Genomic DNA, 14,129 nt, shown 5'->3' with positions numbered 1-14,129 from the left:
GAAAAATGGCACTACATATCGACGGCGTGGTGTGTTCGACATGGGACGATCTAAGTGTCGATAGTGATATTGGTGTGCCTGCTGATGCGTTTAGTTTTAGTTGGTTTGATGCTGAGCAAGACGTACTACCTGACTATGTCAAAGGTGGGTCTAACTGCACGGTGAGCTGTAACGGTGAAACGGTATTAACAGGCATCTTAGACCGAATTGGTCAGCGTATTGGTCGTAATGGACTTAGCACAAATCTATCAGGGCGTGACCTAGCAGGACAGCTGATTGATTGTCACGCACCCATCGATGCCGCTGCTAATCTTAGTCTGTCAGAGCTAATAAAACGCTATGTGACAGGCGGTGATTTGGCAAATTTGCCTATCACTATTGGCAAGGTGCAACAGGACTGGCTCAAAGGTAAAACAGGTGTGGATATTGGCGAGTCTGTATGGGACGTGCTAACAGCGGCGGCACAAGCAAGTGGTCAGTATGTTTGGCTATCAGCTGATGGTCAGTTGATGATCGGCAATCCATTTGATGTGCCACAGCCAGCCGTTAAGCCTAAATTTTATCTGTACAACGACGATAGATACGAGCAAAACAACGTACTCGATGCTGACTATCAATATGACATCTCAAACGCATTCAGCACAATTGAGATCGTAGGTCAAAATGACAAGGGCAAAAACTTTAAAGCAAAAGTGACAAGTGACCGCATGGCGCTCAAACGCCACCGCATCATTAACGATAGTCGCTCAGACACACAAGCCGAAGCGGAGAAATTCGCTGCTAAAGCAATGGCTGATGCTTGGCTGGATGCGACGGACTTAACGCTACCAGTATCAGGTTGGACGCACAACGGTCAGCCGTGGCAAACAGGGTGGGAAGTAAGCTTTGATAGTAATGTTCTGACGCGCGCTGTTGGCGACTGGGTAATTTATGGGCGTACATTACAGTTGTCACGCGCCAATGGCAAAACTACTGAGCTGCGGCTCAAACGCACGGATGACTGGATGCAACCAGTCAAGTACGCTGATCTGATTAAAAAAGTGAGTAAGGCATGAACCCATTTAAACAAGCACCAATCGTCCGTCAGGCAATTATTGGTACGATCAAGCGTACTGGTAATAAAGCGTTGCAGGTGCTTGGCCGAGCGGTGAACTGGTCGATGATGTACCGCTGTATCAGCAGGTAGGGTTTGCCAGTTGGCTACCTGAAGATGCTGAGGTGGTCATGCTACCAATGCAAGGTCGCGCGCGTAATTTTGTGATTGTTGCTGGCAATGATGCTGTGGCGATTGAGCTGAATGATGGCGAAACAGTAGTCTATAACCAGCACGGCGTGGAACTAAGACTGCTTAAAGACAAAATAAAAAGTAATGTCAGCCTAGAAGTTGATGGCGATATCAAAGCCACAGGCGATGTATCAGACAAAGCTGGCTCTATGCAAATCATGCGCGGGGCATACAATATACACGGTCATACAGCTGAAGGCACATCACCGCCAACTGTACTAATGGGAGCTGCTGATGCGATTTGACCAAATCACTAATGACTACACACTGGATGGTATTAACGCGCCACCATTTACAGGTACTCAAGCACTAGCAGAAGCGGCCTATTTGCGCTTATTAACGCCAAAAGGGTCGTATTTTGGTGATAGTACGCTAGGTAGTGAATTGCACAAGCTTAGGCGTAGCAAAGATATACCACGTATGCGTAGGCAAGCACTAGCATGGGCAAAACAAGCGTTAGAACCATTACGAGCGCCTTACTATCTAAACAATATTATTGTGACTGCGGGCAATGTTGAGTCAGGCCATTTATTAATAAAAGCTGAATTGGTACAAGCGGACGGTAGTGCCACTAATACATCTATTAACGTACAGGTAGCTGGATAATGTATCAAACCCCTAAATATAGCAATATCAAAGCCGTCATCATGCAAGAGTATGTCAATCAAACTGGCATACTGCCCCAGCGTGATTCCGATGCAGACGTGCGCGCATCAGCCACAGCGGCAGTTGCTGAGGGCTTATACAGTCATCAAGAGTATATTTTAAAACAGCTTTTTATTCAGACGGCAGATGAGCCTTACCTCTATATACACGCCGATGAGCTGGATTTGCCCCGTCTTGGTGGCTCGACAGCAACGGGTCAGGTATGGGCTTCAGGTAACACTGATGGGATCATCTTGCCCGTTGGTAGCAAATTGACAGATGGTTTTGGGCGCTATTGGCAGACCACTACAAATGCCACTTTGTCTGCTAAAAAACAGGTGGCTGTACCAGTGCAAGCAAGCAATAACGGCGCGGCCTTTAATGTCACTGGCACGTTGAGATGGGTATCACCAGTCGCGGGACTACAAAGTATAGCAGGTGTAGATATAATCAGCGGTGGATCAGACGGAGAAAGCCTTGAGCGATGGCGCTCAAGGCTCTGGAACAAGAAAAAGCTGGGTAAAAGTTTGTCACGCACTGAAGACTTACGTCAGGCAGTATTGGGTGTGTCTGGTGTCGCTAATGCTTACGTTTATCCCTTACGTCGCGGCGCTGGTAGCGTTGATGTCGCCATCACCGCACAAGGTGCGGATGGGGCAACTTTACCAAGCGACAGCTTACTGGCTCAATCTGAGCAAGTTTTAAAAGACACTACCGCATTTTGGGAAGACGTCCGTACATTTAAACCTACCATTATTGCGTTTGATGTGACCGCCAAAATCACAGGCGTTAATGTTAATACGGGTGAGATTAGCGCAATCATCAATGACTATCTAAAAGCAATGATACCCGCTGAGAGCTACAAAGCAGCGGTGCTGTATAGTCTTATTATGGCTGTAGAAGGCATGATTGATGTGCAGTTAACGCCAAATGTCAATGTCAACCCCACCGTCAGTATGGAGCAAGTAGGCTGGATACGCCCTGCCAATGTCATGGTGACCTCATGAGTGAGACAAACAAAATAGCAGATGCGCTCATGCAACACCTACCATATGGGGCATATGACCATAGCCATAAGACAGTTATATATAAAGATATAGTAGCACATAGCAAAGCGTTAGAGTTGGTCAAGGTGTCAGCTGCGCGTATTTTTGCGGTATTAAATGGCATACCAGATGAGCTGATTGATGAGTTTGAGCGTGAGTACGGATTGCCATTATTGTGTGGTCAAAGTGATGTCGGCAATACAATCGATGATCGACGCGCCGAGATTGAGCGTGTCAAACGTGAAGGGCACGTACTGCTTAATTTAGCGGGTCTCTACAAGCTGTTTGCTCGCTACAATCAGACCGTGCTTGCAGTGCAAACTTACGTGCCTATGCAATGTTTAGGGTCGTGTGTCGATCCGCTTAATACGGCGCGATTGCGCTTTCGCGTGACGCTCACCCTTGCCAAACCTATCAAAGCTGATATGGACTGCTTATCTAAAAACTACCTACCGGCATCGCTCCGGCTTGATATAAAATAAGGACACACTATGCATCGTATAGATTCGGCTACCGCCCGCGCTGACGCCAACGGCGAGGGTAAAACGGGCTTCAGTGATAATAGCGATCTGCCCAATCAGGACGCGACTTATTTCACACCTGAATGGTCTAATGCGCTTCAGGAGGAGGTCGCAGGAGTCATTGAGGGTTTGGGGTTGACGCTTGATAAATCAGATAACGGTCAGTTACTTAAAGCGCTAGTACAGAATTTTGGCGAAAAGAAAGTGCTCCAAGATGCTATTAATGAGTATAAAGAAATGATTAAGGCGGATCGTAGGCGTTTAGAAGATCTTGAGTTACGCACATACGAGGACACACAAGTAGGGGGAGCTGTTTTGGACGACAGAGCACTTTGAGACTGCCGATCAGGTTGCTATATATAAAGGCTATGGCACATGGGAGCGAGCACTACAGGGCCGTGTGGCGGTTGGTTTTTCAGATGATCCTGAGGATCATATAGATTTTAGGACACATGGTAAAGAGTACGGCGAGCATGAGCATATTTTGACTGTAGAAGAAATGCCAAGTCATGGTCATACCGCTGATATTCATTCGGGCAATATCGACGGCAATATACGTGCTGGTACACAGAATACGAGCGGTATGGAAGCTAATGTCGTTACAAGTAATACTGGTGGTGGTCAGGCTCACAATAACATGCAACCATCTAAGACACTTGATTGCTGGGAACGGATTGAATAAAGAAAACGGAGCGGTAATAAAATGTTGGAGCATTATATTACCACTCTTTGACAGACAGTACCTGTCGCAAAGCCGAGGCTCCGCCGCCGTGTACACAGCGAGCGGAGTTTAACACAGAATCTAACGCGATTCTAACGCTAAGCACAGGAAAAATTATGCAGTTTATTTCATGCCAAGAGTGTGGCAAAAAACTACTCAAAATCGGCAATTTTGACAAACTATCTATCAAATGTAGCCGTTGTAAAACTATTAATCTCTTGAGCGTCGAGAACGCCGCTAATTTCAGCAAAACAGAAGACCACGAGTCTCAAACTAAACAAGGAATATCTCGTGGCCACACGCAAAAAGACTCAAAAGGTCGACCCAAAAGCACCTGCTAAAAATGGCTTTAAATATAAGCCTAAGTTTGGTGTCATCGTAAATTGTGATGATGAATCTCATCAAAAATATGTGTACGATCAACTTAACACGCAAGGCTATAGCCTTAAGGTGGTGGTCGTATGAAGATTGATATCCATCATCAGTGTACTGATCACGATAGCTATCGAGCCGCTCGTATTAAAAGCCTGTTCAATGTTGAGCAAGGCGCAAACGTCCATATCACTGCCGACCTACCCATTGAAGACAATGATTGGCAGATTGGCGTCATTGTCGGTGGCTCAGGCACTGGTAAAACGAGTATCGGTAAGAAGCTATGGCGCGGTACTCCTATCCATAGCCCCAAATGGGATAAGACAAAACCCATCATTGATCAGATAGCCGTCGATGGCAGTATTGATGATGCCACCGCGTGTCTTTCAGCAGTCGGTCTAGGTACAGTACCCGCATGGCTACGACCATATCATGTGCTGAGTAATGGTGAGCAATTCCGTGCCAATCTTGCTCGTGCTTTAGCCGATGAGCCTGAACGACTAATCATAGATGAATTTAGTAGTGTCGTTGATCGTCAGATTGCTTGTATCGGGGCTAATGCCTTTGCAAAGTCTTGGCGTCGTACAAAAGGTAAGCAGGCGGTACTTTTAACCTGCCATTATGATGTGCTTGATTGGCTACAGCCAGATTGGGTGTATGACACCTCCAAAGGTGAATTTACACGGGGGCGTCTTTGGCAACGCCCACCTATTACATTCGAAATCTATCAAACCAACTGGCAGTTTTGGCACTTGTTTGAGCCGCATCACTATCTAAAAATGCCACTTATGATTGCTGCTACCAACTATGTGGCTGTAGTCGATGGAGAGCTAGTCGCTCATCTTGCAGTCTCAACGCGCCCTGGTCTCATCGAAGCACGAGCATGTCGACTGGTAGTAATGCCTGAGTGGCAAGGTGCAGGCATCGGTATGCGTTTTCTTAATCAGGTATGTGAACACTGGTTAAATGCTGAAAATCGTTATAACAAGCCATTGCGTACTATATTTCACACTAGCCATCCAAACTTGGCGACTGCTCTAAGACGCAATCCGAAATGGACGCAGATTAGCGGGCAGCTACATGGTGGTAGAGCTTCCCGCGCGCTCACTGCTGGTGGTAAATACGGCGGCCACTTTCGCGCCGTACAAGGATTTCGTTATTTAGGGGCTGACTATGATTAAAGTGATGATAGTCGGTCAAAAATGGTTAGCTGAGCAACTGCTTAAGCGTTGCACTGATATAGATAGTATTGAGGTCATATTAGTATCAGTACCGTGTATTGATGATAGAACGGCGATACTGGCTGATAGGTTAGCTATCCCCGTGACTACTCATAGTAAAACGTTGATGACAAACGCAGTACCAGATGGCATCGACGTGATATTGATGGCACATGCTTACTGCTTTGTGGATGCTGATGCTCGAGCTAAGGCTAGACTTGGTGCTGTAGGCTATCATCCAAGTCTCTTGCCAGCTTATAAAGGGAAAAATGCTATCGCCGATGCCTTTAATGCAGGTGAAGTTGTGACAGGTGGCTCTTTATACCAGTTAGATGATGGGTGGGACACGGGTGTGGTTGTTGATCAAGCTAGTGTAAAGATAGATAATAACGATACTATCAAATCACTTTGGCAGGATAAATTAGCGCCGTTGGGTTTGCTGCTTTTTGAGAATTATTTAAAGAGTATCAGGCATGAGCTATAGTTATTAACTATATAGTAGTGGTGCGAGGCATTTATGTCATCGCACTATTTTTTGAATGGAACACCTAGTGCAGAATAATTTATAAAAACTTAGTGCAGAATGAACTACAAATTAGTGCAAAATAAATTCGCAAATTACATTTATAGAGCCTGTCGTCCAGTATTTATAAAATATACCATAAAAAAAGCCCCAATCATCACTGATTGGGGCTTTTTAGCATTGGCGGAGACGGAGAGATTCGAACTCTCGAAGGGCTATGAACCCTTGCCGGTTTTCAAGACCGGTGCATTCAACCGCTCTGCCACGTCTCCATTGGTGCATCATTATATAGATATACTTTTATAATGCAAGCCCCTAATCTAAAAAAAATTCAATTAATTTGCAAATACCTTTGAACCACTGGTTTATCGCTTGCTTGAGGCCAGATGCAGGCACATATCGAGCAGTCTGTTGGCATAACCCCATTCATTATCGTACCACGCAAAAACCTTGTACTGCTCGCCTACCTGCATGAGCTGCTGACCATCTATGATAAGCGATTCAGTTTGATGAATAAAATCACTAGAGACCAATGGCTCATCCGTATAAGCCATGATGTCACGTAAATGCGTCTGACTGGCAGATTGAAGGGACGTCACGGATAATATCAACGCTGACCTCTGGCGTATCAAATACAAAGGTCACATCAATCGCTGCCACATCGATGGTGGGCACCCGTATTGAATGTCCATTTATTTTGCCCGCCATCGCTGGCAATACCCGCTCCGTCGCAGCAATACTACTCGAGGTCGTTGGGATAATATTGTAGCCAGAAGCACGCGCCCGTCTGGGATCTCGATGCGCTTGATCGAGCACCGTCTGATCGGCGGTAACCGCATGAATCTCTGTCATCATAGCGGACTTGACGCCGAACGCTTTATCCAATGTGTCAATCAGCGGCACCAATGCCTGCGTGGTACAAGAAACGCTGGAGATAATCGGTAAATCAAGCATGAGCGCATCTGTATTGACCCCCATAACGATACAAGCATCCACATTATCGAATGGCGCTGCACCGATGATCACCTGCTGTGCGCCTGCATGGATGTGCAGCATCGCTTGCTCATACGAGCGAAAGTGACCGGTGCACTCTAGTACCACATCGACCCCTAGCGACTGCCAAGGTAGGTTTTGTGGATTGGGTTCTGAAAGCATATTGATACAATAAGTCAAAGTGTTTTTGGTGAGACAGAGCTGAGTTTTATGCTCATTATCGGCCCCGCTCTCGATAATATCAGCACTGACCCCCAAGCGGCTTAAGCGACCATGCGTGCTATCAAATTTTAATAAATGCAACAAAATATCTGCTGGTGCCAAGTCATTAATCGCGACGACATGGATTGCACGTCCTAATACTTCAAAGCGCTCTAGCAAGGCACGCAGTACATTGCGCCCGATACGACCAAAACCATTAATAGCCACTCTCAATGGCTGTGAGTGCTCACCAGTGGTACGATAGGTCGCCGCTATTGGGTCAGAGGTCAATTGATAAGTGGCGCTAGAAAAATCAGGCATAAAAGATATCGCTATAAAGGGATATAAAGAATGGGCGTTGTCGCTTTAGACGTGCTCTAACAGTTGGTTCAATATTTTTTGTTCAAAAAACCGACAGTGTCGTAAAATCTATCTTGTCATAACAAACTATCTTGTCATAACAAACTATGGCGTGATAAAAATCAATGCCAAACGAATGGTGTTGTAGTCAATGCTTTGCTTGAGATGATCGAATATCGGACGCAGTTTGATACTGCCATCATCATTAAAATCGTTTGGGTTATTGGCAACTTTGATGGCGACATAAGCGTTGCCAACCGCTGTCATGACCTCATCCTCTGGACGCAGATGATCGCAGGCAAGGCTTGGATCTTGTGATTTTAGCTCGCCGATGTGGCGCATGATGGTGGACTGCGATAGTTGACGCGCTTGCGAGATTTCCGCAATAGTCAAGCTCTCTTCTAATAGCACTCTGGTTGCAAGCAAAGTGCTCTCTGATTTGTCAGAGACTTGATTGCCTAATTTCTGTTTTTTATCGATTTGCGCTTGTTGCTGTTCGCGGCGCTTTTTTTGCAGCGCGGCATAGGCGTCAATCACGGATTGACTGAGCGTACCACCTGACTTTAAAACAAACTTCTCATGCGCCTGCTGCATACTTTCTTCATCCAGCATCGCATAGTTGGCATCAGCCTCTTCAGACAGGACCAAAAACCGCTTGTCTGCGCCGCGTGCCAGTGGATCAAGTTGCAAGCTCATATCATTCATACCCAGTAGCTGCAATCCTGCCAGCGATTTGAGACGTGATAAGGCCACATAACCTTGTCCCAACTCAAAGGTACGCGATAAATCAATCTCAGCGGCATCGAGGGTCATGCCTTGCGACTTGTGAATGGTGATCGCCCATGCCAGACACAGCGGTACTTGTAAGTAACTTGCTAGCACCTCACCCGTCTCATCTTCGATGATCCACTCCTCAGGCTCAGCGATGACTTCTCGTCCTGAATTAAGCCGCACGACAGGCATTTTCTGGGTCGTTGGTTTCTTCGACTTTGGCTTTTCTTTGTCTTTTTTAGCAGCGGACTTCTTAGCTTTTGCCGTTTTTTCGCCAGCAGCTTCCTCATCAATGTCATCGCTGCTATCGTCTTCGATTAACGCGTCACTACTTTCCTTATCCTCTATTTTGACCGCAGCAAAACCAATCAGCTCACCCATCGTCCCGTTGGACACCCCAAGCTCGGCATTGTTTTTGATAAACATGACCTTGGCGCCCACCTTGAGAACCAACTCGTCTTGAGTACGTACGGTCTTTTTTAAGGTTTCAACCAGCTTACTATCGCCCGTGGTTGTGGCTTCAAAACGCATCATCTCACCGTCTAACAGTGCCAGCTCCTTGTCATTAATCTTATTGACATTGAGATTGTGCGTGTACAGGCGAGTACGCTTGATATCGACGCTTTGATCGTAAGTATTCTCTAAAGCGGCAATCGCCTCAAAGGTCACTTCCTGACGACGGATTTGGTTGAGAATATCATCTAAGTCTAAACCGCCATTTGCCGCTTCGCTAACCTGTCGATGCTGCTCTGACAGATAGCAAATATGAAATTTGGCATCGAGCCACGCCTCAGACATAAAGGCGAACTTTTCACGATTGCTCTCGCCTTTACTACCAATCGGTGGCAACTGAAAAAATCTCCTGCGACGACGACTTGGATGCCGCCAAAGGCTTTGTCGTTTTTGCGGACATGCTTGAGTACTTGATTGACTAAGTTGAGCTGCTTGGCATGTAGCATCGATATCTCATCGATGACCAGTACTGCCGTGTCTTTTAATCTGTCTGCCAAAAACTGCTTACGAGATAAATTGGTCAAATCTCGGTCGCTCAGCTCATCTTTGATACCAATACCCGACCAACTATGAATCGTCGTGCCGTTCATGTGGGTAGCAGCGATACCGGTACTGGCTGTGACTGCAACCGGTACACGGCGAGCGCGCAGATAATCGATGTATTGATTGAGGGTATACGTCTTACCTGAACCTGCTGAGCCAGTCAAAAGACGTTTTGACCTGTTTTTAGAATATCAAGAGCAGAAGATTGACGCATAGACCCAAACCAACCAATATTATGAAAAGAAATAGTATAAAAAAGAAAGCCGCTCTGGTTAATTAATTGACCACAGCAAGCCAAAGTAGATGCTCACAATTATAACAGCTGCATCCGCTTTGCGAACCACTTTAACCGCCCTATATCGTATAACCGAAAGTTTTGTGATACAAATTATATCATTAGAAAAAGTCATTATCGTCCTGTACAAAAGTTCAGTACGATAGAATAATAAATTGGTTAGGAATACCAAGGGTTTATTTTTCAATGGCTATCTCTAAAATGGCTATCTCTAAATAGTCATATTTTAAATAACCAACATACACAACAAGGAGTGGTTAATGTTATACGCTTATCCCAACACTGAAAACAGTCCGGTCCAATTCCGCGAAAAATACGATAACTTTATTAATGGTGAGTGGACCGCTCCTGTCGATGGAGAGTATTTTGATAACACAAGCCCCATCGATGGTAAAACTATTTGCCAAGTCGCCCGCTCAAAAGAAGCCGATATCGAAAAAGCCCTAGACGCGGCGCATGCTGCCAAAGACGCATGGGGCAAAACCAGTGTTACTGAACGTGCCAACTTGTTACTCAAAATAGCTGACAGCATGGAAGCCAACCTAGAAGCGATTGCGATTGCCGAATGTTACGAAAACGGCAAACCTGTTCGTGAGACACTCGCAGCCGACATCCCTCTAGCCATTGATCACTTCCGTTATTTTGCCAGCGCCATTCGCGCACAAGAAGGCGGTATCAGTCAGATTGACGAAGACACTGTGGCTTATCATTTTCATGAGCCACTTGGTGTCGTCGGTCAAATCATTCCTTGGAACTTTCCTATCCTAATGGCCGTATGGAAGCTAGCACCTGCCCTTGCTGCTGGTAACTGTGTCGTTCTAAAGCCAGCCGAACAAACGCCAGTTTCTATTCTGTTCATGTTAGAGACCATCGGCATCGCTGATATCTTGCCAAAAGGCGTGCTAAACGTCGTCAATGGCTTTGGTGTCGAAGCGGGTAAACCACTTGCCTCAAACCCTCGTATCAATAAAGTTGCCTTTACAGGTGAGACTACCACTGGCCGCCTCATTATGCAGTACGCGAGCGAAAACATCATTCCAGTGACGTTAGAGCTTGGTGGCAAAAGCCCTAACATCTTCTTTGCCGATGTTATGGATGAGGACGATGACTTCTTGGACAAAGCTGTCGAAGGTCTAGTGATGTTTGCACTGAACCAAGGTGAAATCTGCACCTGTCCATCGCGGGCACTCGTTCATGAGAGCATCTATGATGAATTCATCAAACGCTGTATCGCCCGCGTTGAAGCCATCAAGATGGGTAACCCATTAGATACCGACACCATGATTGGCGCGCAAGCCAGCTCAGATCAATTAGAGAAAATCCTATCTTATCTTGATATCGGTAAAAAGAAGGCGCAAAAGTGCTCGTCGGCGGCGAACAGGCTAAGCACGATGGCGATTTGACCGACGGTTACTACGTCAAACCAACGATCTTTGAAGGCACCAACGATATGCGCGTGTTCCAAGAAGAGATCTTTGGACCTGTCCTTGCCGTGACTACTTTTAAAGACGATGACGAAGCCATGCAGATTGCCAATGACACCTTGTATGGTTTAGGCGCGGGCGTATGGACACGTAGCGTACACAAAGCTTACCGCTTCGGACGTGGTATTCAAGCTGGACGCGTATGGACCAACTGCTATCACATCTACCCTGCGCATTCTGCATTCGGCGGTTATAAGCAATCCGGTATTGGACGCGAAAACCACTTAATGATGCTCGACCATTATCAGCAAACCAAAAACATGCTGGTGTCGTACAGCCCTAAAAAATGGGCTTCTTCTAAACCATCATTTCTAATCATGGAGCGGGTTATCACAAGTGTTACATAGCCCGCTCGCTACAACGATCTAAATAAAAAAAACTGAAACGAATTTTTATATCCTCTAATGCGCTTAGGCGCACAGCAGGAAAAATTTGTAGCAGTCTTGCGTTCAAAATAAGGTGTTTGCATATTTTGAATGCAACATCGCAACAACTTTTTATATCGACATCTATCAATCACCCATAAAAGAGAACTTATCATGACTAACAAAATGAAAGCCGCTGTATTACATGAGTTCGGTCAAGACTTAAAAATCGAAGAAGTCGACATCCCAACCGTAGGTGCCGGTCAGATTTTAGTAAAAATGGAGGCCTCAGGCGTCTGTCATACTGATTTACATGCGGTTGAGGGGGGACTGGCCTGTTAAGCCAAACCCGCCATTCATCCCAGGCCATGAAGGTGTTGGCGTAATCACGGCGGTCGGTGACAACGTCCATCACGTCAAAGAAGGCGACCGAGTCGGTGTGCCCTGGCTCTATTCTGCTTGTGGTCACTGTACGCATTGTCTGGGTGGCTGGGAAACCTTATGTAAAAAGCAAGAAAACTCTGGTTACTCAGTGAACGGTAGCTTTGCAGAATACGTCCTTGCAGATGCCGACTATGTCGGTATCATCCCTGAAGGCGTCGACTCTATCGAGATTGCCCCTGTTTTATGTGCGGGCGTCACGGTATATAAAGGACTTAAAATGACCGACACCAAGCCAGGCGACTGGGTTGTTATTTCAGGTATCGGCGGCCTTGGTCACATGGCTGTACAATATGCCATTGCCATGGGGCTCAATGTTGCTGCTGTTGATATTGATGACGAAAAACTTGAATTCGCCAAAAAGCTGGGGGCAACAGTGACGGTAAATGCCAAAAATACAGACCCAGGCGAGTTGCTACAAGAAAAAATCGGTGGCGCTCATGGCGTGTTAGTCACTGCAGTATCATCAAAAGCTTTTGATCAAGCCTTAAGCATGTTACGTCGCGGTGGTACTTTAGTATGTAACGGGCTCCCCACTGGCGACTTCCCGGTGTCAATCTTTGATACTGTACTCAATGGTATCACTATACGCGGCTCTATCGTTGGCACACGTCTTGACTTACAAGAGTCGTTAGATATGGCAGCGGCTGGCAAAGTCAAAGCGACCGTCAAAGCTGAGCCGCTTGAGAACATCAATGATATTTTTGAGCGGATGCGTAATGGCAAAATCGAAGGTCGTATCGTCATCGACTATAATCAATAACGGATAGCAAAATGACAGTGTTATAAGCTTCTTATTACATAGTTATTCCAACTGTCAATTATCAGCCGAAGGTCGTATCTTTTTAGTCATATGCCAGTTGTGATGTGTCTGAAGATGATGCGACCTTTTGATTTGACTGTGGCATACTGATACTAGAGAGCAATTATATAAACCATGGATGGGCCATAAGAAGGAGTACGATATGAAACTGGCAGCAACAGAGTCGTGTAAGGCGTTGATTGAGCTACTAAAGTCCAAGCATGGAAAGCTGATGTTTCATCAGTCAGGTGGCTGCTGTGATGGTAGCTCGCCGATGTGCTATCCATTAGGAGAGTTTAAGGTAGGCGGTCAGGATGTGCTGGTTGGTGAGCTTGTTGGCTGTCCATTTTATATGGGACGCGCACAATACAATCTATGGCAGCATACCGATTTGACCATTGATGTCGTCAATGGTCGCGGTGCGAGTTTTTCGTTAGAAATCCCTGAAGGCAAACGCTTTATCGTACGCTCAGAAATCTGTACGATATAAGGACGTTTGACGCAAAACTAGGTAGCATTAATCTTAAATAATGTACCCCATATGACAGTCTTAGCTTGTCCTATGATATTGGGGAAAAACTGGCTGATTTAATAAAAACAAATCATAGCAGCACTTAATAACCACAGCATCTAATAGCTACCGCACCAAATAGTCAGCAGCTGCTCAATAATTCACTGATTTTTACAAATCATTGTCATTTATACGTTTGTCTATCATCACAACAATAAAAATATTTGTATCCGAAAAGTAACTAATTTATTAATATATATGTATATTAATAACTTTTTATTATGAATTTTACTGTCAAAATTCGTAAAAGTTACCTTTTTGGGTGTATTAGCTCTCTAAAATAATAGAAATCGTCTTTTTTATTAAATTATTTCAAAGATTTCTTGCATTATCGCTATTTATGAGAGTATATTCAAACGACTTATTTATAACGATATGTTCTACATTATATAAATTAAATCTTTCTCAACTTTATATATGTATCTTTTGTAAAGAATATATCTTCAAAATAAATATA

General features: G+C 45.3%; 15 protein-coding genes, 1 tRNA gene and 4 pseudogenes. 17 read left to right on the top strand and 3 right to left on the bottom strand.

Going from position 1 to position 14,129, the window contains the following annotated elements:
- Positions 1-5 precede the first annotated feature (5 nt).
- The 13 genes and pseudogenes from PKHYL_RS04140 to PKHYL_RS04095 all read left to right on the top strand — a co-directional run bounded on the left by PKHYL_RS04140 (position 6) and on the right by PKHYL_RS04095 (position 6,294).
- The gene (locus PKHYL_RS04140) at positions 6-1,055 is read left to right on the top strand and encodes a phage baseplate assembly protein (protein WP_240366046.1); all 1,050 of its coding nucleotides are present in this window, start codon (positions 6-8) and stop codon (positions 1,053-1,055) included.
- Positions 1,052-1,186, top strand: coding sequence for a hypothetical protein (locus PKHYL_RS17140; RefSeq protein WP_269778244.1), 135 nt, complete (start codon positions 1,052-1,054; stop codon positions 1,184-1,186). Before PKHYL_RS04140 ends, PKHYL_RS17140 begins: the two co-directional genes overlap by 4 nt.
- Positions 1,171-1,218: pseudogene (locus PKHYL_RS18520) on the top strand (hypothetical protein); the annotation flags it as partial. The gene PKHYL_RS17140 and the pseudogene PKHYL_RS18520, both read left to right, overlap by 16 nt.
- On the top strand, positions 1,219-1,530 hold the full coding sequence (locus tag PKHYL_RS04135) for a hypothetical protein (RefSeq protein WP_240366045.1): 312 nt from the start codon (positions 1,219-1,221) through the stop codon (positions 1,528-1,530). It abuts the pseudogene before it with no gap.
- The gene (locus PKHYL_RS04130; protein WP_240366044.1) at positions 1,520-1,891 is read left to right on the top strand and encodes a phage GP46 family protein; all 372 of its coding nucleotides are present in this window, start codon (positions 1,520-1,522) and stop codon (positions 1,889-1,891) included. Before PKHYL_RS04135 ends, PKHYL_RS04130 begins: the two co-directional genes overlap by 11 nt.
- Positions 1,891-2,937 (top strand): baseplate J/gp47 family protein, encoded by a 1,047-nt coding sequence (locus tag PKHYL_RS04125; RefSeq protein WP_240366043.1) that lies wholly within the window; start codon positions 1,891-1,893, stop codon positions 2,935-2,937. Before PKHYL_RS04130 ends, PKHYL_RS04125 begins: the two co-directional genes overlap by 1 nt.
- Positions 2,934-3,458 carry a hypothetical protein gene (locus PKHYL_RS04120; protein ID WP_240366042.1) on the top strand — a complete coding sequence of 175 codons (525 nt, stop codon included), beginning with the start codon at positions 2,934-2,936 and terminating at the stop codon, positions 3,456-3,458. The genes PKHYL_RS04125 and PKHYL_RS04120 overlap by 4 nt, the downstream gene beginning before the upstream one ends.
- Before the next feature lie 9 nt (positions 3,459-3,467).
- Positions 3,468-3,833, top strand: a complete 366-nt coding sequence (locus tag PKHYL_RS04115) for a hypothetical protein (protein ID WP_240366041.1) — start codon at positions 3,468-3,470, stop codon at positions 3,831-3,833.
- Between the two features lie 64 nt (positions 3,834-3,897).
- Positions 3,898-4,179: a phage baseplate protein gene (locus PKHYL_RS04110; RefSeq protein WP_240366040.1), complete on the top strand. Its 282-nt coding sequence runs from the start codon at positions 3,898-3,900 to the stop codon at positions 4,177-4,179.
- Between the two features lie 155 nt (positions 4,180-4,334).
- Positions 4,335-4,559, top strand: coding sequence for a Com family DNA-binding transcriptional regulator (locus PKHYL_RS18515; protein ID WP_083328859.1), 225 nt, complete (start codon positions 4,335-4,337; stop codon positions 4,557-4,559).
- The gene (locus PKHYL_RS04105; protein WP_240366039.1) at positions 4,510-4,683 is read left to right on the top strand and encodes a hypothetical protein; all 174 of its coding nucleotides are present in this window, start codon (positions 4,510-4,512) and stop codon (positions 4,681-4,683) included. The genes PKHYL_RS18515 and PKHYL_RS04105 overlap by 50 nt, the downstream gene beginning before the upstream one ends.
- On the top strand, positions 4,680-5,771 hold the full coding sequence (locus tag PKHYL_RS04100; protein WP_240366038.1) for a GNAT family N-acetyltransferase: 1,092 nt from the start codon (positions 4,680-4,682) through the stop codon (positions 5,769-5,771). The genes PKHYL_RS04105 and PKHYL_RS04100 overlap by 4 nt, the downstream gene beginning before the upstream one ends.
- Positions 5,764-6,294, top strand: coding sequence for a formyltransferase family protein (locus PKHYL_RS04095; RefSeq protein WP_240366037.1), 531 nt, complete (start codon positions 5,764-5,766; stop codon positions 6,292-6,294). Before PKHYL_RS04100 ends, PKHYL_RS04095 begins: the two co-directional genes overlap by 8 nt.
- A 220-nt stretch (positions 6,295-6,514) precedes the next feature.
- On the opposite strand, the gene PKHYL_RS04090 is transcribed toward PKHYL_RS04095, so the two are convergent.
- The 3 genes and pseudogenes from PKHYL_RS04090 to PKHYL_RS04080 all read right to left on the bottom strand — a co-directional run bounded on the left by PKHYL_RS04090 (position 6,515) and on the right by PKHYL_RS04080 (position 9,928).
- Positions 6,515-6,605, bottom strand: a tRNA-Ser gene (locus tag PKHYL_RS04090).
- A 93-nt stretch (positions 6,606-6,698) separates the two neighbouring features.
- A pseudogene (locus PKHYL_RS04085) lies at positions 6,699-7,848 on the bottom strand (type I glyceraldehyde-3-phosphate dehydrogenase).
- Positions 7,849-7,992: 144 nt separating this feature from the next.
- Positions 7,993-9,928: pseudogene (locus PKHYL_RS04080) on the bottom strand (AAA family ATPase).
- Between the two features lie 341 nt (positions 9,929-10,269).
- Between PKHYL_RS04080 and PKHYL_RS04075 the strand changes: the two are divergent.
- The 4 genes and pseudogenes from PKHYL_RS04075 to PKHYL_RS04060 all read left to right on the top strand — a co-directional run.
- Positions 10,270-11,693, top strand: a pseudogene (locus PKHYL_RS04075) (aldehyde dehydrogenase family protein); the annotation flags it as partial.
- Between the two features lie 339 nt (positions 11,694-12,032).
- Positions 12,033-12,200, top strand: coding sequence for an alcohol dehydrogenase catalytic domain-containing protein (locus tag PKHYL_RS04070; RefSeq protein WP_240366036.1), 168 nt, complete (start codon positions 12,033-12,035; stop codon positions 12,198-12,200).
- Positions 12,178-13,062 (top strand): zinc-dependent alcohol dehydrogenase, encoded by an 885-nt coding sequence (locus tag PKHYL_RS04065; RefSeq protein WP_240366035.1) that lies wholly within the window; start codon positions 12,178-12,180, stop codon positions 13,060-13,062. The genes PKHYL_RS04070 and PKHYL_RS04065 overlap by 23 nt, the downstream gene beginning before the upstream one ends.
- A gap of 202 nt (positions 13,063-13,264) precedes the next feature.
- Positions 13,265-13,591: a DUF779 domain-containing protein gene (locus tag PKHYL_RS04060; RefSeq protein ID WP_058023776.1), complete on the top strand. Its 327-nt coding sequence runs from the start codon at positions 13,265-13,267 to the stop codon at positions 13,589-13,591.
- Positions 13,592-14,129 lie beyond the last annotated feature (538 nt).

Source organism: Psychrobacter sp. KH172YL61 (genome assembly GCF_007182895.1).
In the GTDB taxonomy this organism is placed as follows: domain Bacteria; phylum Pseudomonadota; class Gammaproteobacteria; order Pseudomonadales; family Moraxellaceae; genus Psychrobacter; species Psychrobacter pacificensis.
Note: the sequence above shows the minus strand (reverse complement) of the source record. Positions and strands in the feature narration are given on the sequence as shown.